The organism is Alphaproteobacteria bacterium LSUCC0396 (genome assembly GCA_041228345.1).
GTDB lineage: Bacteria > Pseudomonadota > Alphaproteobacteria > Puniceispirillales > Puniceispirillaceae > UBA3439.
The window spans coordinates 2,265,383-2,287,573 of record CP166131.1 but is presented as its reverse complement, the minus strand read 5'-3'; the positions used below and the strand labels follow the sequence as shown (position 1 = coordinate 2,287,573).

Here is a 22,191-nt window from a genome sequence, read left to right as displayed (position 1 = left end):
TTTTTTGCCTACAAATGTCTTCCATAGCCTTGGTGAGCGCGAATAGAGCGTCCAGTTTCTCCACTAATTTTTTGCATCTCTCGTTCAACAATAACGATAAGCTTTGAGTTTTCCCGAGCAGATTGCTCCAAAACAGAAAAAAACTCCTCGTCAACAGCTTGAAGATCCGAAGAGGCCAGATCATGCAATATCGATTGCCTTGCTTGATCGAGCAGGGTTGCGCGAGCATAGTCCTTGGCGTTTATTGATTTTACGATCTCTCTATTAAGGGAGTCGAACTGTTTGGAAAGATCACTTTTCATCAGTTAATTGTTCCCCCATCTGAGCCCAAGCTTCTCGAATATCAGATAATAGCGACACGGCCCTTTTCGGCCCCTCACCATCCATGTCCTTGATGCTTCCGATAATCATTTGCCTCGCAAATTCGTATGTCTGAAATAGATTTGTAGCTATTTCGCCGCCTTTTTCAAAATCTAGGCTCGATTGAAGAGAGTAAATGATTGTAAGCGATCTTGAGAAATGTTTTGATCGAAGATCCAAATCAGCGGTCTTTAAATCAATATTATCAATATAAATTTCCATTGATTTGATAAGAGCATCAAACATGATCAGAACAAGCTTGTGCGGGTCTTCCGTCTCAGCAAGGGCGTTGCGCTCTGTGCTCTGATAAACATCGGTCATCTTTTTATATTTTTGGGACATTAGGCTTCAACTTTAACTTTAACTTGAACATATAACGTAAAAACTCTATAGTTTGTCTATGGTTTATGCATTGCCCGCATCAAATCCGGCCGTTAGGCCTAATGCAGCGCTTTTGATTGACGAAGGCGCTCCCGCCAACACGACTATTGCAAGGGCTGTGCCAAATTATCGGTCAGAAAATAAAGCTGTAGAGCCATCAAATCGGCTGTCTGATCTAGCTAGAGAGTTTCACCAAAAACCTCTTACTCAAATTTACCATCCAAGGCAGGCGCCATCTGCCGTAACATCTGAAAACTTCCTTGCTGCACGTGCATTGATAAGTGGTACATTTGTTCATAACGTAGCTAGTACTAAGGAGGCTCGGGTGTCAAACCTGTACAAAGAAGCACCAAAATTTCGTGAACAGATAGATATTCTTGCCTAAACTTCAAAAGCAGCTAACGAGGGCAGCCTCATAAGTTCCAAAAACGGCAGCAACCTCAAAAAACACCTCACCCAACAAAACCATGATTGATCATTAGTCCGCGGCGGTCTCGTGAAACACTGACAAGACTTCGGCCTTTTCAGTGAACAAACTGATCAAACATCTCTCTCTGCGATTGCTTGGCAACTAGTGCCTGCTTTTTAGCTTAGTTCAGAGATTTTTTTGACCAGCTTTACAAAAGCATAAACAATCTTATTTCATTTTTGATCATTGCTCTAGCTATCAACATGGCATCGAATAGTCATATAAATCCGAAAAAAAACGGAAATTAACTAGCTAAACAATATGTCAATTTGGTCGTTTTCTGGTTTGAAAAAATAGTTCATCAGACAAAACGAGGACCAAGTTTTGACTGTAATTAATACCAATGCTGCTGCATTGATGGCAAAAACCTATGCGGTTAAAGCCAATAGAAAAATGCAGACGTCGATGGAGCGTCTCTCATCTGGCTTGCGCATAAATCGCGCCGCTGATGACGCTGCTGGCTTGGCTGTTGGTAACAAGATGACAAGGTCAATAAAAAGCTACGAAATAGGGGCTAGAAACTCAGCAAATATGATCAGCCTGTTAGCAGCTGCGGAAAACTCCTTGTCCCAAATACTCGACATGCAACTCAGAATAAGAGAGTTAGCCGTTCAATCTGCGAATGGCGTATACACCGCACGAGACAGAGATAATCTAGAAATTGAGTCAGCGGGCTTGATACAAGAGATGGACCGCCTTGCCGCTCACACCAAGTTTAATGGAGTCAGTCTTTTGGACGGAAGTTTTGAGGGGAAGACTATCCAAACAGGGGCTTTCAATGGCGACCACATTCTTTTGAGCATAGAAAAACTGGTAAGTTCCTCACTGGGAAGATACTGGGAAACAACAACCTTTACCAATGGGGGTTTTGACGCCGCCGGCCCAGTTACCAGCCCGGCAGCCGATGTCAGCGCAATACCAGGATGGGAAATCCACAACAAAAGAATCGAACTGGGGCAAGATGGATCAGCCGGTCCAGCCAACATAAATAATCGAGACAATGTTTCAATTGCGAATACAATTGCCGGATTTGCAATACCCGAAGATCCTACACCTCGTCCCTTCAGTAATGCGGTTCCCAGTTTAGTAGTGGCCCCCACCTCATCGACAACAAGTGATACTGCATTGACGTATGGCGTCACGCACACTGGTATAAGTGGTACGGGAGGAACAGGCACTGGTGCATTGTTTAATGTAACGGTTGGGGATCTCAGCTCTGTGACAATTTCCAGCTCAACAACCACGGGCAATGCAGCGTTAATGAACAGAACTTTCACTAATATTCCTGGCTCCGCACCAGCAGCTGGCGGCACTCCTGCTGAGTTCACAGTTAGGGTTGGAGAAATGACCATCACGCCAACATCATCAACAACCTCGAATGCCGCAATGATGGGCCAGACCTTCACGAATGTACCTGGAACAGGTGGGGCAGGCACAGGCGCTTTGTTTAATGTAACGGTAGGAGAGATGACTACCACACCAACATCCTCGACAACCAATAACACAGCGATGATGGGGCAGACTTTTAGTAATGTTTCGGCTTCGGCACCTGCTGCGGGAGGAACTTCTGCAAAATATACAGTCTCAATTGGACAAATGAAATTTAATGAGACTTCAGGCAACAGCACAGCCAATGGAGAGCTTTTTTCAACGAATTATGGTAACATTGCAGCAACAACCATCACTGGAGGCGGAAGCGGGGCCACTTTCAACGTAAGCATCAACGGATCTGGTAATATAGATGCAACAGCAGTCAACCTTGGCTCAGGTTACAATGTAGGAGATCAGCTGAAGATTTCAGGGTCGTCTATTGGTGGAGGGGCAGATCTCATTCTGACGATAGGCGCCGCAGATGTGAGCATAGTCCAAACAAGTACAGGCAGTGGATATGTTAGAGGTGAAGCAATCACTATTCTTGGCAATCTCATTGGCGGTAACGCTGGCGCAGGCCCTGGCGGTGATGATATTGCGCTCACAGTTGGTGACGCGAACGTCAGCATAAGCCTCGCGAGTGCAGGAACTGGATATGCTGCGGGTGACGTAATAACTGTTCCTGGAAATCTAATTGGTGGCAGCGCGGGGACTGATGATATTAACGTGACCGTTGGCGATGCCAATATCAGCGTAAGTGTTACTAATGCTGGTAGTGGTTATAAACTGGGCGAACAAATTACTATTTTAGGAAGCCAGCTTGGCGCAACTGACGGTGCCGATAATATCGTTATGAACGGAAACGCGGCTAGTGTCAGTGTGAGCGCAACTGGGGGATCAGGTTATACTGCAGGTGGCACCGTTACGCTGGCTGGGTCAGATCTTGCAGCCGGCGCCGGAAACCTCACTATAAAAACTTTGAAAACACCCCCAGGAACAGATGATAGCGCCCGGCCCTTGAGTTTCGGCACCTTAGGCGATGACAATTCAACCGGCTTCAGCATTGAAAATGGCTACATAAAACTTGATACTGGCACTATGACAAGTGTTAATGGCTATGACATTGTCCACGGCCCTGTTCTTGTTTCATCCGAGGCCAAAGAAATCAATGCTGGTGAAAAGGTTAAATTTGATTGGAAGGCGTCAGGCACGAATGACTCCTTTGATGTATTCGCGTACATAGTTGATGTTAACACTGGCGCGACTGAGATACTTCTTAACGAAACTCAAAGCCCCGCAGGCTCGACAAACTGGGCAACTGTGTCGCACACCGTTCAAACCAGTGGTAATTACAAATACGTTTTTATAAACGGCACATATGATGACACCGGCGGCAAACTTCTAGGCGCAGAAATGTATCTTGATAATATTTATATTGAACGAGAGAATCTCCCAGCGGGAGAACAGCACACAGTCGATAAAATCAACCTGCAAACTATTGCTAATGCTGGAAATGCTGTTGGCATATTGCAATTGGCTATTTCTCAAACGTCTACTGAGCTCTCAAAATTTGGTGCTCTGATTAACCGCTTGAAGCACTCCACTGAAAGCACATCCTCCATCGCCAATAATATGAGGCTAGCACGTTCAAGAGTTTTTGATGCCGAATACACAATCGAGACCTCACGTCTTGCAAAGCAACAAATTCTTAATAATGCCGCCACAGCAATGCTGGCGCAGGCCAACATTTCAAAACAATTAAATTTGATTTTGTTGGAATAGTTGTTAACCATTTGATTTGAATTGGGGTTTAGCCAAAGCGAGAGAAGCTCGACTTCTCTACCCTGCTCACTCAATTTTATTGAGTCAAAATGCTACCCCAAACAAAAATATTCGAAATTAGGTTTCAAGAAAATTAATTAAAATCTGAGGACAATACTTTATCTCAAAATCATTAAACGTGACCGCAATGATCGTTTTTCATATGCAAAAGTTTGCATATTGCAAACATGAGCCAAAAGTATAAACAGAAAGTTTGTTGTGAAAGAGATACAAAACTCACCCTGACTCACAACTTTAAAAGCAACTGTGAAAATATTTCATTAAGAACCAGATGCTTACACTTCATTCAATAGACCAAAGAATTAACGCCGCTCAAGGTCATTGATTTTTACCTGCGTTGACATATACGCTTGGAAGATATCTGCCTCAGTAACAACACCAGCCAAACGGCCATCAACGCGCGATATAACAGGTATGCTCTCTCCCACAAAGTTACTTGCAACTTCAATAGCCTGTAAAATTGAGGCGTCGAACTTAATTGATATCGGTTCTTTTTCCAGAAAATGTTTTATGCTTTTACTTTTGCTAACTGAGGTTATCTCAGCCAACTTGCATTTGCCTAAAAACTCACCACGTCCATCGATGCAATAAGCCTCACTGTTTTTGTTTTTTGACATTTTTTGAATCACTGATGATATTTTTTCGTCGGCTGAAACAGTAAGGTAGTCTTGGGATATGATCGTGTCGACTTTTTTCAACATCAGTTCGAGATTTCCACGTCCCTGAGATAGGTCAATACCACGTTGTTCCAACTGTTTGTCAAAAAATGAATGCCCATAAAAGCTATTGCTTATCAACACAGCAACCATAGTGGAAACAAGGGCGGCAATCGTATATTCATAGGACATTGTCAGCTCGAGAATAATCATAACCACCGCGAGTGGTGCACCAACAACACAAGCCGCAACTGCAGCCATCCCACTTACAGCCAAAATTGAGGTCGTGCTCAAGAGAGCTGTATTCGCTAAAAGACTTGACATAAATTGTCCAGTAGCCGCTCCGATAAAAAGAGCTGGAGAAAAAACGCCGCCAAAAATACCAAAACCAATACAAAGAGTGGTTAAAAACACCTTTAAAACTAGCAAAATTATAATGACCGAAATAGCAAAGTCTTGTGTGATAAATTTAAAAATAACGTCAACACCCAGGCCCAAGACTTCAGGAAAAAACATTCCAAAAACCCCGGTTACAAATGCTGCAATTAATGCAAAGGGCATGTATCCAACATTGATTTTAGGCGGAACAGACGCAAAGAAAAAAATCATTCTCATGTAAATCAAGGAAACTACCCCAAAAACCATGCCGCTCAAAATTAAGGCTGGCATCAGGGGCAAGAGCTCAGGTGCATCAAGGTTCAGCGAAAACAGAACTGAACCACCAAATGCCCAATTGCCAAAAGCGGCAGAAGTTGTGCTAGCCACTGCAATAGGCACCAAAGCCCTTAGAGAAAAATGCCTCAAGACAGCCTCGTGGGCGAAAACAATACCCGCTATTGGTGCATGAAAGCCTGCAGATATCGCAGCAGCTACACCGCACCCCATCAATATTTCCGGAGTTAGGGACCTTGATTTAAGAGATTCTGAGACAAAACTGCCAATCGTTGCGCCAAAATTGACCAGTGGGCCATATTGACCAACCGGCGCACCACCACACAAAGAAATTAAAGCTGCAAAGGTAGACCCTATGCCTCTTTTCAAATCTAATTCATTATCAGTGCGATGGCATGCATATACAGCATCAGAGGGCCCATGCCAGCGAGTAATATCAAAGGACTTTCTCACACAGTATAATATTAGGACAGCAGCAAAAAGCCACAGGATTGGAGCAAACGAAAGACCACCAACCTCAAAAAATGAGTCATTAGATACTCTCAATGCAGCAAACCACTTGACCATCATAACAAAGTAATTTGCAACCAGTGATATGAGCACGCCGAAAAGACCGCTAAGCATCAACAAACCGAGCATAGCTCTGAATTGCCTAAATAATTGATTTTTCTGCCGTAATGAAGTCATAGCTATACCTAAGAGCATTGTTATAGCAGTGCTGGAAATGGTAGTCATAAAATCTTATTTAGATCAAGTAATTATGATGATCCAATGCGGCACAGAAATTGCATCAACGAAGGCCCAAGACACCGACGAGAATTTTATGGCAACAACACCAACTTCAACCACAACTACAACAACACCAACACAACGCGTTGACTATATCAGCGCGCTGAATGCTGGCAGCGGGCTGAACACAACCCAAATTGTTGACACACTGGTAAATGCTGAAGTCCTGCCAAAACAAAATAAAATCAATGAGCAAGTAGAAGAAAAAAACGTTTCAATATCAAGTTTGGGCCAAGTCAAGAGCGAATTTACAACGTTTGATACTAATATGGCGCTACTCGCAGACCAAAACGCTCTCGTAACCGCATCATCGTCAACAGCTGTGACTGTGACAGCTGACAATACCGGCTCTTTAAAACCGTTTATACACAACGTCACCGTTTCAACGCTCGCAGCAGCTCATACACTGTCATTCAGTGGCTTCGCTAGCGCAACTAGTACAGTACCTGAAGCGGGAACACTTGTTTTCTCGATTGGCAATTATTCTGGAGATAGTTTTACCCGAGACACTACCATTGCTCAAAAAATGATAACGATGACAGCCTCCACAACAATTCAAGATGTTGCATCGCAAATTAATAATCTCTCAGACATGGATTTGACTGCAACCGTTATTAAAACAGCCACTGACACTTACTCGCTAATGGTGAAATCGGCACTAGGTGAGAATAAACAAATAAAAATTGAAGCCAGAAACGCTTCGAATGTCGCAATATCACAACTTAATTTTGAGAACCCTGCTTCAACCGATACAGCAAAACAAGTTGTTGCAGGAGTTGACGCTGCTTTTACACTCGACGGCATAACAATAACAAGGCCAACAAATACCATATCCGATTTATTACCAGGCGTAACTCTTGGCTTAGAGAAAACTAGCGCTACTAATATAGAAATTGGAGCAGCTTATGACGAAAAGCAGGCGCTTGAAATATTGACTTCGTTTGTAACCGAAATAAATTCGTTACGTACATCGATGAGTAATATGACTGATATGGGAAGTGAGGGAGGCGAAGGTGGCCCTCTCAGGGGAGACACACTGGTAAGATCTTATATCAATCGCCTAAAGTCTATCACGACTACACCAATTTCTAATTACAAAGATGAACCAATTTTCTTATCAAATTTTGGTGTCATGACTGAATTAGACGGATCTCTTAGTATAGACACTATAAAATTTGCAGATTACTTCAAAAATTACCCTAGTGATTTCGCAGCGTTGACACAAAATCAAGTAACTAGTGGAAGCGGCCTTATCAAAGCAACTGGAACTGGCAGTCTCTATAAAGCAGGGACCTATGATTTATCTTTAACAAGCGCCGACGACCGCGTGTCCTTCTCTGGCGCAACGCTAGACGGCGCTCCCATGGTTCTTGAAAACGGAATTTTCAAAGGTGATAGTACAAATACGCTTGGGATAAACATTGTTCCGTCGAGTGGCGCACCAGATACTAAGATATACATCGGAGCAAGCTTAATTCAATCTCTCAGAGATTTTTCTAGGACTGTCTTGTTACCAGGCAATGCCATCGACAATAAAATAAGCACATACAGCTCAGAGATTAAAAACTATGAGGAAGAATTGTTAAAACTTGAGACAGCTATGGAGGCAACTCGGGCCCGGTACACTCAACAATTTGCTGCTATGGAAAGCGCAGTCTCCTCTTTCAAAAAGACTGGTGAATATCTTACCAACTTCATGGACTCCTGGAGAGCTGGGCTCGACTAAACAGTCCTAAAGCGTTCCAGGTTAGAGCGCATCTAACGGATTAATGCTGGCTTGGAGCAATGCTTTAACAATAGGTAATGGGGACGCGTTATCAACCATATCCCAAGCCGGTGGAGGCATAGGGGAATTATTTGACCGAAGTCCAAAAACATAGGCCTTGAAACGTTTCAATGCATCGCTGTGACTGGCTTGAGCAACCCCCTCTTCAGGATTACCGAATAAAGGCTTTAAATTACGTTTCTTGGCTTTTGTTTCATAATTTATCCTGAAATAAATAAAATCATTCAGAAATATTACAGCATCCTCACCAGCATTGATTTCGCTTAGGAACCTGACCATCTCTTCAGCGACCTCAGCAACCCCTTTTGGTTCAGTAACATCATAACTTTGATTCAGCGTCTGGCAAAAAAGATTTGCTGACAATTCAAGCGGATGGCTTGAAGTCAAAAACAGAATGCAAGTGCGTGTGCTGACAATATCAAAAATCCAGTCAGGGCATTTTGCCATCACACTACTCCGATCCTGTCTATTTCTATGCTACGTTTTCGACGCGGTTGTTTTCTTATTACATAGAGCCAAAGCGGTCAACATCATAGTATGATTCCATATAAAAATCATACAAATAAGCTTTTTTTAAACGCCACTCAAAACTTGTGCCTCTTGCGAAAAACGAATGGCTCCAACAACCGGTCTCGAATCTGACGCTTTATATGTTGATCTTGAAAGAGTACGCAGACTTAATCTGCCATAGTGCAAGAGCATCTCAAATCGTCAGCGAACAGGGGAAAAACATTTCAATTCAATGAGACAACACAGCGCATTGGAACATGGGCATACTGCTGCTCGAGGTTATCATTAAATGAGTTCAGAGACTAATTAGAGAAGGTTGTCTTAATTGGTGAAAAAATTCATATGCTTACAGCTAAATTACGCTTAAAAAGTTTATTTTTGATATCAAATTCACCAACTCTTGAGTTTTAACTAAAAAATTAATTTTTATGTCGTTGGAGATTTCAGCAGGAAGTTCAAAAAGCTTCCAACATCAAACTAGATGAGGATCTAACGATGACTGTTATAAACACCAATGTTGGTGCGTTGATGGCGCGCACCTATTCCACCAAAGCCAACGACAAAATGCAAACATCCATGGAGCGGCTATCTTCTGGCTTGCGCATTAACAGCTCTGCTGATGATGCTGCTGGTTTGGCTGTTGCAAACAAAATGAAAAGCCAGTTAAACGGTATCAAGATGGCTATCCGGAACTCACAGGACGGGATCTCTCTTGTTCAGACGGCTGAGAGCGGCATGAGTGAGATCTCTAACATGATCTTGCGTATGCGTGAACTTGCCGTGCAGATGGAGAACGGTATCTATACTGCAAAGGACCGTGATAATGCGCAACTGGAAGTGAACGCGCTTCTAGCCGAAATTGATAAGATCGCGACCAATACCCGATTTAACGGCGTCAAAGTTTTGGATGGCTCTTACGACCAGAGCATCCGCGCTGGCAACACAAATGCTGAGACCATACGGGTTAGTGTTGATGGACTTAAAACATCGGACTCTGCCAAAATCACTGGGTTTGTGAAGAATAGAGCAGTTGTTCAATCAGCCACCAGTGTTACTTCGACAGGTGCTGCCACTGGTATTAAAGTGACGATGGGAACTACTAAAGCATCGACAGTGGAAATTGACACAAGCATCTTTAGTACAGCTTTTAAAGAAGCATTTAAGAGTGACTCACTCGGGACCTTTAAAGTGTCAGGTGGAACTGCAGCAAACTTCTCGATTGACGCCAAGACTGGAAAGTTGACAAGCACTACAGCAATGGCAGCAAATACTTATACCTTTAATGTTGTATATACACCTCGTACGGGCTCGGCCCACACAGAGCAAATATCACTAATAGCTAGTGCTGCGAGTGAAGCCACGCTTGCGGATATTAAAGTTGAGACCACGGCAAATGCTACACATGCGATTGAGAGTTTGGATAAGGCACTAGAAGAAGTTTCTTCCGCACAGGCGAAGCTTGGTGCGATCCAGAACAGGCTTTCGCACAACATTGATAACTTATCAAAGAGCTCAATGCTGACTGAGCAGTCAGTGGGACGTGTTATTGATGCTGACTTTGCAACAGAAACAAGCAACCTCTCCAAGCAACAGATTCTCGCTCAAGCAGCGACGGCGATGTTGGCCCAAGCTAACCAGTCTAAGCAGTCCGTCCTCAGCTTGTTGCAATAAGCAACATTCACGACTGTTTGATGAAGGGGGCGAGAAATCGCCCCCTTTTGTCATATTTTCAATGAATTGAACAATAAAGCCGCTCAAACGACCTGTTGATTTCATCGAAGATTCAGTTGATGACCATTTTATTATTGTTTAACGCTATTTTATGGTTTTAAGGGCATGTTTCCAGTCACCAGGTTTTTTTTGTCTGTGGAGTTGGAGTGAACCATACCAATAGCTATCAGAGCGCTCTAACCCCCACTGCCAGCTTCGATTAAAGGGCAATAGAACTCTGGTGTTAGCACCAAGAGCGCCAGCAAGGTGCACTGTTGCGTTATCAATAGATACGATCTGATCGCACGCCATAATAAGCGCAGCCAGGCCATCAATGTCGTTGCGGTTATCAATCTCTGACGCCTCGGCAACCTCAATGCCGTGATCTTCCCTCAACTTGGCAATTTCATCAGAGACATCACCATATTGTAAATTGACCAGCTTTACGTTGGGCCCGTCTAGATGCTGTGCCATATCACTTAAAGTAATATTTCTATGATGTGCGCCTGCAATTGGTGAAGATGAGTTCCAGCTGATACCAATAAGGGTCTTGGCCTCACCTTTTAAAAGAGTTTTTCTCAACTCTTGTGAACGTTCACTCTCACAACGCAGATATGCTTTCGACGCTTTAGAAAAGCTATCTAATGATGGTCTAAATATATTGGGCAAAGATCCCATTGGGATATGACAGTCATAACTATCTTCCAGCGCTGGGCTTTTCCTGCACCGATATTCGATGCCATCTACAAATGATCTTTTAAAGAGAGGGATAAGCCTCTCATCACATTGTACGATCAGCTTAGATGAAGTGGCGGCAAGCTCAGGAATGAGCGAGGCATACATGATCTCATCACCAATACCTTGTTCAGCCCATAAAAAGACCCTTTTATTAGCTTCACCTGACCATCGTGGCTTTGACGTGGTGAGCTCTGTTCCAATATGTTGTTTGGTTTTCCAGCGCCACTCACAAAGTGGCCAGCCTTCCTCAAACTCACCAAATAGAAGAAGTTGAAGCGCTTTGTTCCAATGTGCCTCAGGATAATCTGGATCCAAAGCAATGGCCTTATTCAAATCAGCCATCGCCTCGCCAAAACGACCCAACTCCTTTAATACCAATGCTCGGTTGTTGAAGGCCTCTGCATAATCAGGCTGTAGGGATATGGCTTTGTCGTGATCAGCCATCGCCTCATCAAATCGACCAAGCTCATTTAAAATAACACCCCTGTTGTTATGATACCTAACTTCATTTTGATTGAGAGTTATAGCCTCGTTAAAGTCTTTGAGTGCTTCTTTGAACCGTTTTAATTCCTTGAGTGTATTTGCACGGTTAAAAAGAGCATCTGAATAATAACGGTTAATGCGAATTGCTTGGCTATAGTCGTCAATTGCCTCATTAAAGCGCTTTAACTCATGCTGAACGTTGCCTCGGTTATTGTAGGCTTCGAAATTGTTTGGGTTAATCGAAACCGCCCTGTCCAAGTCTTTTAATGCCTCATCAAATCGAAAAAGTTCTTTAAGAACAGTGCCTCGATTTTTTAGAGCTTCACTCCATTCAGGCTTGAGGGTTATAGCCCGCGAAAACGATGATAACGCCATCTTGTAATCGAGTAATTGGTAGTGCAATAAACCAAAAAGGTTTAAGGCATCTAAATTATCCGGGGTGACTTTTAAAACCTCCGCATAAAGCATTTTAGCAGCATTCAAGTTTCCATTTTTATGACGCTCAAAACCCGCTGCCAAAATTAATTGCAACTTACCCTTATCTGACATTCGAGTTTTCAAGTTTTTTTTATTTCTTTGTGACGTCAGCATTTAAAACGTTTCTAAATACGTAGTTTCTGAAATATTACTCAATTTGATAAGCAATTGGCATGCCGGTTGTGTTGAAAAAATGGTTATTGACAGGTTATTTACCTTAATAATTGAAAGTTTTATAAAAGGTGCCAAACCTTATTTGTTGTGCCAAAACGAGCAAGCTCTTGAACTAAGAAAATAAATCATTGGAAACAAGGATGGTACTCTGATTGGCATAAGCTGATCCTCAAAATCAACAATTCCAGCTGCACGCCAAAGAAATATTTCATTAGCTGATATCGCAAGGCTATTAAACAAACCTGAAAAACACTCGTTAGCTTTCAATATGGCTATGCTTCAAATGAAACTGCAGACCTCAAAAAGAATCATAAGATTGATGTGATGGAAGCTTCAGAAATAGATATCTATAATGACCTGGATGTTTTTTCAGCGCTAATCTCAGTTTGTGATTATATGGTTTCTATAGACAAAGCGACCATCCATTTGGCCGAAGCCTTGGGCGCATATATACATGTTCTGCTTCCAACTAACCGGGACTGGCGCTGGGGTTAGAAAGTTCAAAAGCCACTGATATGAAACACTCAAGCTCTACAGACAGAAAAAGCTGGGTTAATGGAGCCAAACCCTAAAAAACCTGGAAATAAAACTGGCTAATTGAATAACTGAAAAAAATTAAACGTTAACTCTGCGAGAGCCTCATAAGTTCTAATCAAAACTCTTCTGTGGCGGTCCACAATCCAATAAGTAGAAATTGTTTTGGGAAAACGGATATGATGAGAGGCTTAATGGAACATTTGATCAAGAAATCTTAATTGGAAAATGTTACATAAATTGGGGCCTGGACAGAGGCCCACTCATAATCGTCCATCCCATTCGAATGGTTAGAGAGATTTGAGGAAGGCCAAACACGCTGTCTCTGACAGCTATTTGGAACAGAAGTTGAACTCAAAGAAAATAATGCTAATTTCATCCAAACGTTTCTATGATATTGCTAAGCTATGTAATTAAGCAGTGAAAAAGTCTGAATTCAGTTAACCTTATGATAACACCAGCCATCTGAATTAATGTTCTTATTCTTCCAAAGAACAGGGGGGGGTAGGAGTTCACATAACCTAGGGCTTAGTATGAAAAAAACAGTTTTAGTAACCGGTAATTTCAATGTTTTGCATCCTGGTCACATCAGGCTTTTAAAGTTTGCAAGGACATTTTCAAAAACACTGTTGGTCGGGGTGTTTAGTGATAAGCTCGCGGGCAATGCGGTAGATGTACCTGAAGATCTGAGACTTGAGTCAGTTGCTTCAATCAAACTTGTCGACAAATCCTTTCTTATTTCAACGTCCTTATCTGACTGCATCAAATCTCTAAAGCCGGATGTCATCGTTAAAGGCAAGGAGTTTGAGGGTCAGTATAATCAAGAATCTGAAATAATTGAGAGTTATGGGGGGGAACTAATTTTCAGCTCTGGTGAAATAGGGTTTTCTACGAGCAGTAACTCAGAATATAGACTCTCTATCCCACCAGCCACACGGGAGCTCATCCGGTCGTTTTCAATTCGTCACCAGTTTTCAACGAGCTCACTGAAACACATCATTGATAAGATCGCAAAGCTTAAGGTATGTGTCATCGGTGATACTATTGTTGACCAATATATTGATTGTTTTCCGCTTGGCATGTCCCAGGAAGAACCAACTTTGGTTGTGAGTCCTCAAGAAACGAAGGATTTTCTTGGCGGTGCTGGTATTGTGGCATCACATGCAGCCCAACTTGGCGCATCCACTCGGTTTCTATCAGTCGTAGGCTCTGATCACGTAAGGGATTTAGCTGCAACTGAATTAGATAGGTGTAATGTTGATTATAGCTTTGTTGTTGACAACGCGCGCCCTACAACCCTCAAGCAAAGGTTTAGAAGCCACGGGAAATCACTTCTACGGGTCAGCACATTGTCGCAACAAGCAATCTCTGATCATCTTCAAAGTATAATTTTTTCTGAGTTAGAACAGACCATAAAAGATACTGATCTTGTAGTGTTTTCTGACTTTAATTACGGCTGCCTTCCTCAACCACTTGTCAACCGTGTTATTAATCTCTGTAACGACCATAATATAATGATGTCAGCTGACAGCCAAAGTTCATCACAATTTGGAGATATCAGCCGTTTTAAAGGCGTACATCTCATTACGCCAACAGAGCGCGAAGCACGGCTTGCCCTTCAGAATTACGATGACGGACTTGTTGTCCTTGCGGACAAGTTGATGACCATAACATCAGCGAAAAATATTCTCCTTAAACTTGGCAGTGATGGAATGATAGCACAATTGGTGCAAAAACAGGATGGTTTGCGTCACACTGAGAGGTTGGATGCCCTCAACATGAACCCAATTGACGTGTCAGGGGCTGGTGATAGTGTTTTGATCATCGCCTCGCTTGCATTGGCGGCTGGCGCCAATTTGTGGCAGGCGAGTTTGCTTGGAAGCGTAGCAGCGTTCATTCAAGTTGGCAGAGTTGGCAACATACCAATCAAATCATCAGAAATAATTCAGGCACTCTCATGAAAGCTCTATTGCTTGCGGCAGGTTTGGGATCTCGGTTAGAAGAATTAACCAAGTCAACACCTAAATGCTTGATGGAAGTAGGCGGACAGACAATGCTTGATCATTGGCTTGGCAAACTTGACAAGTTAGGGGTTACTGATTTTGTGATAAATACACATTATTTGGCAGAACAAGTTGATGCGTTCATTTCCAAACATCCTTTTTGTGACCGGATAAATGTCAGTTTTGAGCCCACATTATTAGGAACCGGGATGAGCCTGTCTAACCATTTAGAATGGCTTAAAACAGATGACTGTTTTGTTGTTCATGTCGATAATTATTGTGAAGACAACCTTGAAGGCATGTACAGTACGTTCATCAATCGCCCGCCTTCATGTGATGGCACTATGCTTGTATTTAGCACAAATAGGCCACGCGAATGTGGAATTGTCGAATATAGTGACAATTTTGTTCTAACTAATTTTCATGAAAAAGTGGATCACCCACTATCCTCAGAAGCCAGTGGCGCAGTATATTTGTTTTCGGCATCTTTCTTGCAGGAATTACATAGAAAAGCACCAACACTTTACGAAATTAGTAAGGATTTAATTCCAATGATGATTGGCAGAATAAATTGTTACTTCACTAAACGGTATTTTCAGGACATCGGTAGGCCAGAAACATTAGCTGAGGCTAACCAATGGTTTTTAAAACAACAGGCACATTAGAAAGAAAATAATGAAAACGCTATTTTGTTTTTATGATCTGGCTGTGTCACCATGTTCATATGACTTTTTCACTTTCCTGTATTCTGCCGAAATATGCAGGATAAGACGTGGATTATCAAACATAAAGTTAATATTTGTTCATGGCCCTAATCGCAAATTTCGAGAAGACAATATCAGAACATTTGAACAGAATGAGTTATTTTTTAATAATGTAATCATACCCGGTATCAGCGTGCTGCCATCCTGCGAGAGTTTCATATGGGAAGAGCGGCAAGGGATATCATTTCAGTCTCTTGCAGCTCATAATATATTCCCGCGGGGGTATACACTGAACCAGCCCACTTCAGAATATGTAGCTCACGAACTTGTGGCTTCACTTTTTCGAGAGGATTCTCTCGGATTTTTTGAGGCCCCTTCATATGCACGCAAAATTGCCGAACAGATTACAAATAGCAGAACAGGCGGCGCCCCATATGTTACGCTAACAGTTCGAGAAATTGATCGTGACAATGCAAACAACACACGCACCATTAAATATGATGTCTGGTCAGATACCATTACAAAACTAAAGGAGAGAGGCATCGAGACAATAGTTGTAAGAGATACGAGCCACGCTTTTTGCCCTGCACTGTTTTCTCATACGCCGGAGGCTCCCGAAGCGTCAGTTCATCTCCCTACGCGGCTAGCGCTCTATGAAAACGCTTTATTGAATTTTACAAAGAATAATGGGCCTGTTCTCCTTCTACTGTATTCAAAGGCAAGGACAATGGCATTTAACTCATTTGATGATGATGTAATAGCGCTATCCAAAACATGGTTCTCGAGCCATTATGGTATGAATCATGGAGACCAGTTTCCAATGACAACAAAATCCAAAAAATACGTTTGGGATGATGAGACCTCAACCACTATCATTCAAGGTGTTGATGAAGCAATGGACGCGTCAGATAATAATATTGAGTTAAATAATTTTACAAATATTGAAAATGTTAAATCATCATTGACTGTCGCTTGGCACCATTTAGCCTCCCAGCTTTGTTATGGTCTCATGCCGGAAGATATTCTTTTATTCAAAAGGATTAAGGCGGCAAACACTCAGTTTAAACTCTTTGATAGTGTTGAGCGGCCACTGTTGGAGCTTGCTGGGGAGAAGCTTAGTCAAGAAGTGGTGGAAGAACTGTTTGCAAAGTCAGACGAGGCATAAACTAGAACTAAACCGGTCAATGCCAAATTCAATATCAAAACTTTAGTTGTCACCTGAGACGAAAGCATGATTGGGTGCGTAATAAAACATTACAATCGTAATAATTTTGATATCCGAGCACTTTCTTTAACAAGACTAATATGTGCTGAAGGTTTTGCCCGAGAAATAATATTCTAGGAAACTCTGACATCAAAACGAGCGCTGACCAACTTAACGGCGATATCAACTGCTTCTTAATCAATATATTATATTTATTCAGAACGATAAGTAATGGTGAGTTCAGTTTTTGGTTCGGATTTATACATCAAAGGGCATTTAAAATTATATGCCCTATACTATCGACTCTCATAGAGACTAGTTTGATGAAGCTCAAAATAATCCCCCTATTTGGCGGTTTAGTGCGTTGAAATTGGATTTTAAAAGTTGTTTATTTAAGGTCTTCAAAAATGGGATTGATTTCTGAGATTGGCGTGTCCCAGCCATTCACTAATGTTTCGTAAACTCCATCGAAATCACTTTTCATGTGCAAACTGTTGGTGGAAACTGGAGTTTGTGCTTTAGGCGGAAGTTGGTGATTTCGAATTTTAACCCAATTATGTTTGAATAATTTAACCATGGCGACGCGACATCTGTCATAGATGGTTCGTAAAGTATCGTCCTTAATTGGGTATATTCTTTCTTGCAAAAGAATATCACCTGTATCTATACCTTCAGCGATGCAATGGATGGTCACACCCATAGGTGTGTTATCAACTACGCTCCAATAATTGGGATGATAACCACGGTTCCACGGCAGATAAGAAGGGTGAAGATTTACAATACGTTTAGGAAGTAGATTTATCACATCTTGCTTAATTAGTGAGCGTGCTCTGTCGGCTACAATAAAATCGATATTCTTATCGGATATAAGTTTTTCTGTAACAAACTTTGAATGAACAATAACCCTATCACCAGTTTGGGTTATGACATCTGGTATTATGTTATGGTCTTTAATATCCTTATTTGTGAAATAAAGAACATTCATTGATTAAGGCTTGCTTTTTTAAACTCTGATATAAAGCACTCCATTATTTGCTCTGCTTCTGTTCTGGAAATATTGAGAGCTGGTGTAAAGCATGTGCGATGCCACTTACTGTCAATTAAAATATTATGTTTCTCGCGTAACCTTGCCTGAAGTATTGATGCAAATGATGAGTTGTCAGAAGTATAGTGCTCAAGGGAAAAACGGAGACCTCGCCCACGTAAATCTCTGAATTCTTGCAAATGACCCAACTCTGTTTTTAATTGGTTCCGCATAAAGCTGCCTATCTTTTGTACATTTTCTAAAAATCCGTCAGAGTGTATTATTTTTTGTACTTCTAATGCTGCAGCAACACCTATTGATAGGGCTTGATGTGTAGTTGTATGCTGCAGTCTTCCTTGCCCTTTTGCTATTGTTTCCTCAATTTCTGAGGAGGTGATGACCGCACTAAGAGCGCCATATCCAGCTGCTAAGGTTTTGCCGATAAGAATAAAATCAGGCGTAACACCATCCCAATCGCAGCAATATATTTTGCCTGTTGTTCCCGTACCGCAATAAATTTCATCTAGGATAAGATGTACATCATATTTCGTACAAACTTTTTTCATGTACTTCCAATAATTAACACAAGGTGGCACATCTCCTACTAGCCCGCCCATTATTGTTTCGCCAACAAAGCCAGCAACGTTTTCAGGCCCAATTTCTAATATTTTTTGTTCAAGTTCTCTTGCGCTCCGTTTGGCGTATTCATCGTCGCTCTCATCACTTTTCTTGCAATAAAGTGGATGGTGCATCTCAATTTGCGCTCGATAAGGAGATAACATTGCGCGGTAAAATTCAAGATTAGGCCTCTCGCCAAGTGCCAAAGCATCAGAGGTCGCGCCATGATAAGATTGTTTCCGTGATATAAACCATTTTTTCTCCAAATTACCTTTGTCATAATGTGCTTGATAACTCATTTTCATGGCGGCTTCACAAGCTTCCGCACCTGAGTTTCCGGAAAAGTATACCTTATTCAAATCATGTTCAGCTTTGCTCAACAAAATATCTGCAAGCATTTCCGTATTTTCATCTGACCAAATTTTGTAATCTAGGTGCGTGTATTTTGAGAGTTGTTTTTTAATAGCCTCGTTGATACGAGGATGGTTCCACCCTAAAATCGCGTAGGAAGTGCCGCCAGCGGTCGCATCTAATAGCTTTTCACCGGCATTAGTCCAAATATTTAATCCTTTGGCTCGTTTTGCAAAGGGAGGAATGGGGGCATTTGGAAAAACCCTAAATACATTTGATTTTGTCATTTTCGCCAATCTATTTTACTCAAAATATATTTGTTTTTTGTACCCCGCTAAATTTCTTTCACGCAGAGTACTTTTTGGTCCAGCATTCATACCTGCCACTTTATTGTTTATTGAAGGATAGTAATGAAATTCTTTTTTCACCAATTTTAGCTGTTCCACCATTTTGTCATTTCATCTGTAAACGGTCCGCTCGCAGTTTCGATAAATATGCAACGATCTGAAAGAACTTGAATCGACCTATTTTTTCTAGCATTTAATCGTATTGAGGTTGCTAGGCTTGGGTCGTGGGCCTTAAGGTGGTAGGTGTCTGTTATAATACCTTTATCATCGTGGCTTGAAACCAGCATATCTCCCTCAATTAGATGATAGCTAGTTGTTCTGTCCAAATTGTCTAAAGAAATAGTTTGGAGTGTATCTATTCTTTGCGGTTTAAGCATTACCATTATCATTTCTTGGACAGCTTCATTTTGAGATTGATGTAAACAAATTCTGAATCTTCTTATTTCGCGCACTAATGCAATTTCAATTAGTCTTTCGATGGCAAGTTGGGTAATGATGCTGGGATACTCTGTGCAAAAATATACGGCATTTGTTTTTTTCTCTAACTTAAACGCCCGTAATATTTCTTGCTCAGTCTCAGCTATATTCACTTCAGCCATCGCATTCTCTCAAAAGGGTTAACGAGATTTTTTCAAACTTGATGACAATGTAGTTCGAATGTTTTGCTCCGCCAGATCATTTCAATTCTTCATTTAAAGGCAATTGAAACAGGATGTGAGCTACAATGCCCTGCTTTCTCCAGCTCCATAACTGCTTGATCAGACATATGATGGCATTGTGGCATGGCGTGTTTGGTTTTGCTCAAGACTTATTGTATTCTATTGTGCTGGTAATAGTATCTTGTGAAAATGTCATGAAGGTGTGAAGGCAACCGCTTTCTCATTAAGTCACTGCTCCAAACATACCCTTTAATTTTTTTCAACGGGCTGTCAGCAGGTTATAATAAATTAATTGTAGACCTCTGAGGTATAAAAGCTCCTGAATTTATGGGACTTCAGCAATTTCCTTTTTGAGCCACTTCATAACCATGTGACCAACCGTTAATTGAAGGTCTTCTACAACCTGCATATCGGCAATGTTAAAGTGGATTGGCAGTTCAACAATTTGTTTGCACAAACCGCCATCATATCCAAGGATTGCAGCTGTGCGCATGCCTCGTGAGTGAGCAGTATGGATAGCATTAATATTATTTTGTGAGTTGCCGCTTCCTGAAAATACAATCAAAACATCCCCAGAGCGCCCTGATACAGCCAGTTGTTCACTGTAAACATTTTCATATCCAACGTCGTTCCCCAGACAAGTCAATAAAGCGGTGTTTGCACTTAATGACACCGCATCAATGCCTGACCCTGTCTTTTCAGCTACGGCATAAACGAAATCATTCGCAATATGCATTGCATTTGCAGCGCTCCCGCCATTACCACACAAGAATATTCTTCCGCCTGACTTGTGGGTTTCCAATATCATCTCAGAAAGTTCTAACACACTCGTCCAGTCAGCATCTGCTAAAGAGCCAGTCAACACTTTTGCATAATCAGAAAAGAACATATGCTCGCAACCGAAAACATAACCTCCTTGACTACCAGCAGATTTCTCAGCAGTTTTTGAATAATAATTCATTATGCAGCCGTCCTTTCGGCAAATCCATTTCGTTTCATCCATCTCAGATTGTAGAAATGTTCTTCATCGCTTAATGCCCCAGACCCATGAGCGCGAATGATATCTAATATTGCCTGTCCAACACTCTTTTTTGGCGCAAAACCCGTGTTTAGTAACTTTGTCGAATCAAGTCGATAAGAACGCAGATCATTACTTTCTGTCACAACTATATCACATGGCACTTTGTCCTTTATCATGTAGGCGATATCCAGGATTGAAATATTTTCAAAACCAGCATTAAAAATACCGGCAAAATTCGGGTTTTGGAGCATGAAAATGTACAAATCGCAGATATCGTCAATGTGGATGTTTGGTCTGATTTGACTGCCGCCAAAAACTGTGATTTCACCCTTTGTCAGAGCCTGCATGGTAAGCATATTGACAGAGACATCAAGACGCATGCGAGAAGAAACCCCGCATACCGTGGCGGGTCTTACGATTTGTACAGTCATGCGATCTTGATAACTAAGAAGAACACGTTCCGAAACCATTTTGGTCTTGTTATATTCTGAAATAGGTTCAAGGCTTAGTTCTTCTGTAACCTTGTCTTCTGATTTCACACCATAAACACTACCGGAAGAAGCATAAATAAACCTCTTTACACCCCGCCTTGCTGCTTCGTCTGCAAGCTGCATAGTTGCAAGGCAACTTGTCTCCCAAGTTAATTTTGGGTTGAGGTCACCGCAGGGGTCATTCGCGATGGAGGCAAGATGTATAATGGCATCGACATCATCAAACTTGACAGTGCTAACATCATTTACATCACCTGATGTTAACTCCAAGCGAGGATGTTTAGAATGAAAATTCCCGAACCACTGCGTATCTACAACACGCACATCGTAACCAGCCGTCAACAACTTTGGGACAAGAACATGTCCCTTGTAACCGCAACCTCCTGTTACAAGTATCTTCATAGTCAGCCCCCGATTGATTAACGCCTGACACCCTCGTGCAACAACTATGCCAGAACCTCAGACGCTGTGTCTACCGCCTTCTCTCAATACAACTTGTTTTGGATTTCTCTAACACGGTTTCAGGGACGGATGATCTCATGCCCAATGCGCGATGAGGTCTTGCTTGAAATCCCAGCCTTACGGCAGGAAATCACGACATTCAGCGCATCATGTAAATGCAAGTCACCCTTACGCAAAATATTCAACACATCTTCTTCCAAATACGGTTTCCTTGCCATCCTTAAAACTTCCTGTGACCATTGAGTAATGGCATAGTTTTAGGGGATCAAAACAGCCTTCGACTTTTTGGAAAAAAACGGTTACAAATTTTAGAATGTAAAATCAGATATATTGGATGTGTGCTTCGGAGATGCTT

Annotated in this window: 19 protein-coding genes; 8 read left to right on the top strand and 11 right to left on the bottom strand. The window is 41.8% G+C overall.

Annotation, left to right across the window (positions count from 1 at the left end; genetic code table 11):
• Positions 1-8: 8 nt before the first annotated feature.
• Both AB8881_10835 and fliS read right to left on the bottom strand, forming a co-directional pair.
• A complete protein-coding gene (locus tag AB8881_10835; GenBank protein ID XDZ63031.1) occupies positions 9-302 on the bottom strand; it encodes a hypothetical protein in 294 nt (97 codons plus the stop codon).
• Positions 292-681: a flagellar export chaperone FliS gene (gene fliS / locus AB8881_10830; protein ID XDZ63030.1), complete on the bottom strand. Its 390-nt coding sequence runs from the start codon at positions 679-681 to the stop codon at positions 292-294. The genes AB8881_10835 and fliS overlap by 11 nt, the downstream gene beginning before the upstream one ends.
• Positions 682-760: 79 nt before the next feature.
• Here fliS and AB8881_10825 point away from each other — a divergent pair, with 79 nt between their 5' ends.
• Both AB8881_10825 and AB8881_10820 read left to right on the top strand, forming a co-directional pair.
• Positions 761-1,126, top strand: coding sequence for a hypothetical protein (locus tag AB8881_10825; protein ID XDZ63029.1), 366 nt, complete (start codon positions 761-763; stop codon positions 1,124-1,126).
• A 408-nt stretch (positions 1,127-1,534) separates the two neighbouring features.
• Positions 1,535-4,363, top strand: coding sequence for a flagellin (locus tag AB8881_10820; GenBank protein ID XDZ63028.1), 2,829 nt, complete (start codon positions 1,535-1,537; stop codon positions 4,361-4,363).
• A 362-nt stretch (positions 4,364-4,725) separates the two neighbouring features.
• Here AB8881_10820 and AB8881_10815 read toward each other — a convergent pair whose 3' ends face one another.
• Complete coding sequence (locus AB8881_10815; protein XDZ63027.1) at positions 4,726-6,438, bottom strand: chloride channel protein; 1,713 nt, start codon at positions 6,436-6,438, stop codon at positions 4,726-4,728.
• A gap of 136 nt (positions 6,439-6,574) precedes the next feature.
• On the opposite strand from AB8881_10815, the gene fliD reads away from it, so the two are divergent.
• A complete protein-coding gene (gene fliD, locus AB8881_10810; protein XDZ63026.1) occupies positions 6,575-8,266 on the top strand; it encodes a flagellar filament capping protein FliD in 1,692 nt (563 codons plus the stop codon).
• Between the two features lie 21 nt (positions 8,267-8,287).
• On the opposite strand, the gene AB8881_10805 is transcribed toward fliD, so the two are convergent.
• Complete coding sequence (locus AB8881_10805) at positions 8,288-8,773, bottom strand: hypothetical protein (protein XDZ63025.1); 486 nt, start codon at positions 8,771-8,773, stop codon at positions 8,288-8,290.
• A 558-nt stretch (positions 8,774-9,331) separates the two neighbouring features.
• On the opposite strand from AB8881_10805, the gene AB8881_10800 reads away from it, so the two are divergent.
• Entirely contained in the window at positions 9,332-10,507 is a 1,176-nt protein-coding gene (locus tag AB8881_10800; GenBank protein XDZ63024.1) for a flagellin, read from the top strand.
• Between the two features lie 144 nt (positions 10,508-10,651).
• Here AB8881_10800 and AB8881_10795 read toward each other — a convergent pair whose 3' ends face one another.
• Entirely contained in the window at positions 10,652-12,358 is a 1,707-nt protein-coding gene (locus tag AB8881_10795; protein XDZ63023.1) for a tetratricopeptide repeat protein, read from the bottom strand.
• Between the two features lie 384 nt (positions 12,359-12,742).
• Here AB8881_10795 and AB8881_10790 point away from each other — a divergent pair, with 384 nt between their 5' ends.
• The 4 genes from AB8881_10790 to AB8881_10775 all read left to right on the top strand — a co-directional run bounded on the left by AB8881_10790 (position 12,743) and on the right by AB8881_10775 (position 16,824).
• A complete protein-coding gene (locus AB8881_10790; protein XDZ63022.1) occupies positions 12,743-12,913 on the top strand; it encodes a hypothetical protein in 171 nt (56 codons plus the stop codon).
• A gap of 572 nt (positions 12,914-13,485) precedes the next feature.
• Entirely contained in the window at positions 13,486-14,913 is a 1,428-nt protein-coding gene (locus tag AB8881_10785) for a PfkB family carbohydrate kinase (GenBank protein XDZ63021.1), read from the top strand.
• Positions 14,910-15,620 (top strand): nucleotidyltransferase family protein, encoded by a 711-nt coding sequence (locus AB8881_10780; protein XDZ63020.1) that lies wholly within the window; start codon positions 14,910-14,912, stop codon positions 15,618-15,620. Before AB8881_10785 ends, AB8881_10780 begins: the two co-directional genes overlap by 4 nt.
• A 10-nt stretch (positions 15,621-15,630) precedes the next feature.
• A complete protein-coding gene (locus tag AB8881_10775; GenBank protein ID XDZ63019.1) occupies positions 15,631-16,824 on the top strand; it encodes a hypothetical protein in 1,194 nt (397 codons plus the stop codon).
• A gap of 427 nt (positions 16,825-17,251) precedes the next feature.
• On the opposite strand, the gene AB8881_10770 is transcribed toward AB8881_10775, so the two are convergent.
• From AB8881_10770 to AB8881_10745, 6 genes are all read right to left on the bottom strand, one after another.
• A complete protein-coding gene (locus tag AB8881_10770; GenBank protein ID XDZ63018.1) occupies positions 17,252-17,848 on the bottom strand; it encodes a formyltransferase family protein in 597 nt (198 codons plus the stop codon).
• On the bottom strand, positions 17,845-19,143 hold the full coding sequence (locus AB8881_10765) for an aminotransferase class III-fold pyridoxal phosphate-dependent enzyme (protein XDZ63017.1): 1,299 nt from the start codon (positions 19,141-19,143) through the stop codon (positions 17,845-17,847). Before AB8881_10765 ends, AB8881_10770 begins: the two co-directional genes overlap by 4 nt.
• Positions 19,144-19,289: 146 nt before the next feature.
• Complete coding sequence (locus AB8881_10760; protein XDZ63016.1) at positions 19,290-19,802, bottom strand: WbuC family cupin fold metalloprotein; 513 nt, start codon at positions 19,800-19,802, stop codon at positions 19,290-19,292.
• A gap of 385 nt (positions 19,803-20,187) precedes the next feature.
• On the bottom strand, positions 20,188-20,823 hold the full coding sequence (locus tag AB8881_10755; protein XDZ63015.1) for an SIS domain-containing protein: 636 nt from the start codon (positions 20,821-20,823) through the stop codon (positions 20,188-20,190).
• Entirely contained in the window at positions 20,823-21,776 is a 954-nt protein-coding gene (locus AB8881_10750) for an NAD-dependent epimerase/dehydratase family protein (GenBank protein XDZ63014.1), read from the bottom strand. The genes AB8881_10755 and AB8881_10750 overlap by 1 nt, the downstream gene beginning before the upstream one ends.
• Positions 21,777-21,895: 119 nt before the next feature.
• Complete coding sequence (locus AB8881_10745) at positions 21,896-22,054, bottom strand: hypothetical protein (protein XDZ63013.1); 159 nt, start codon at positions 22,052-22,054, stop codon at positions 21,896-21,898.
• Between the last annotated feature and the right edge of the window lie 137 nt (positions 22,055-22,191).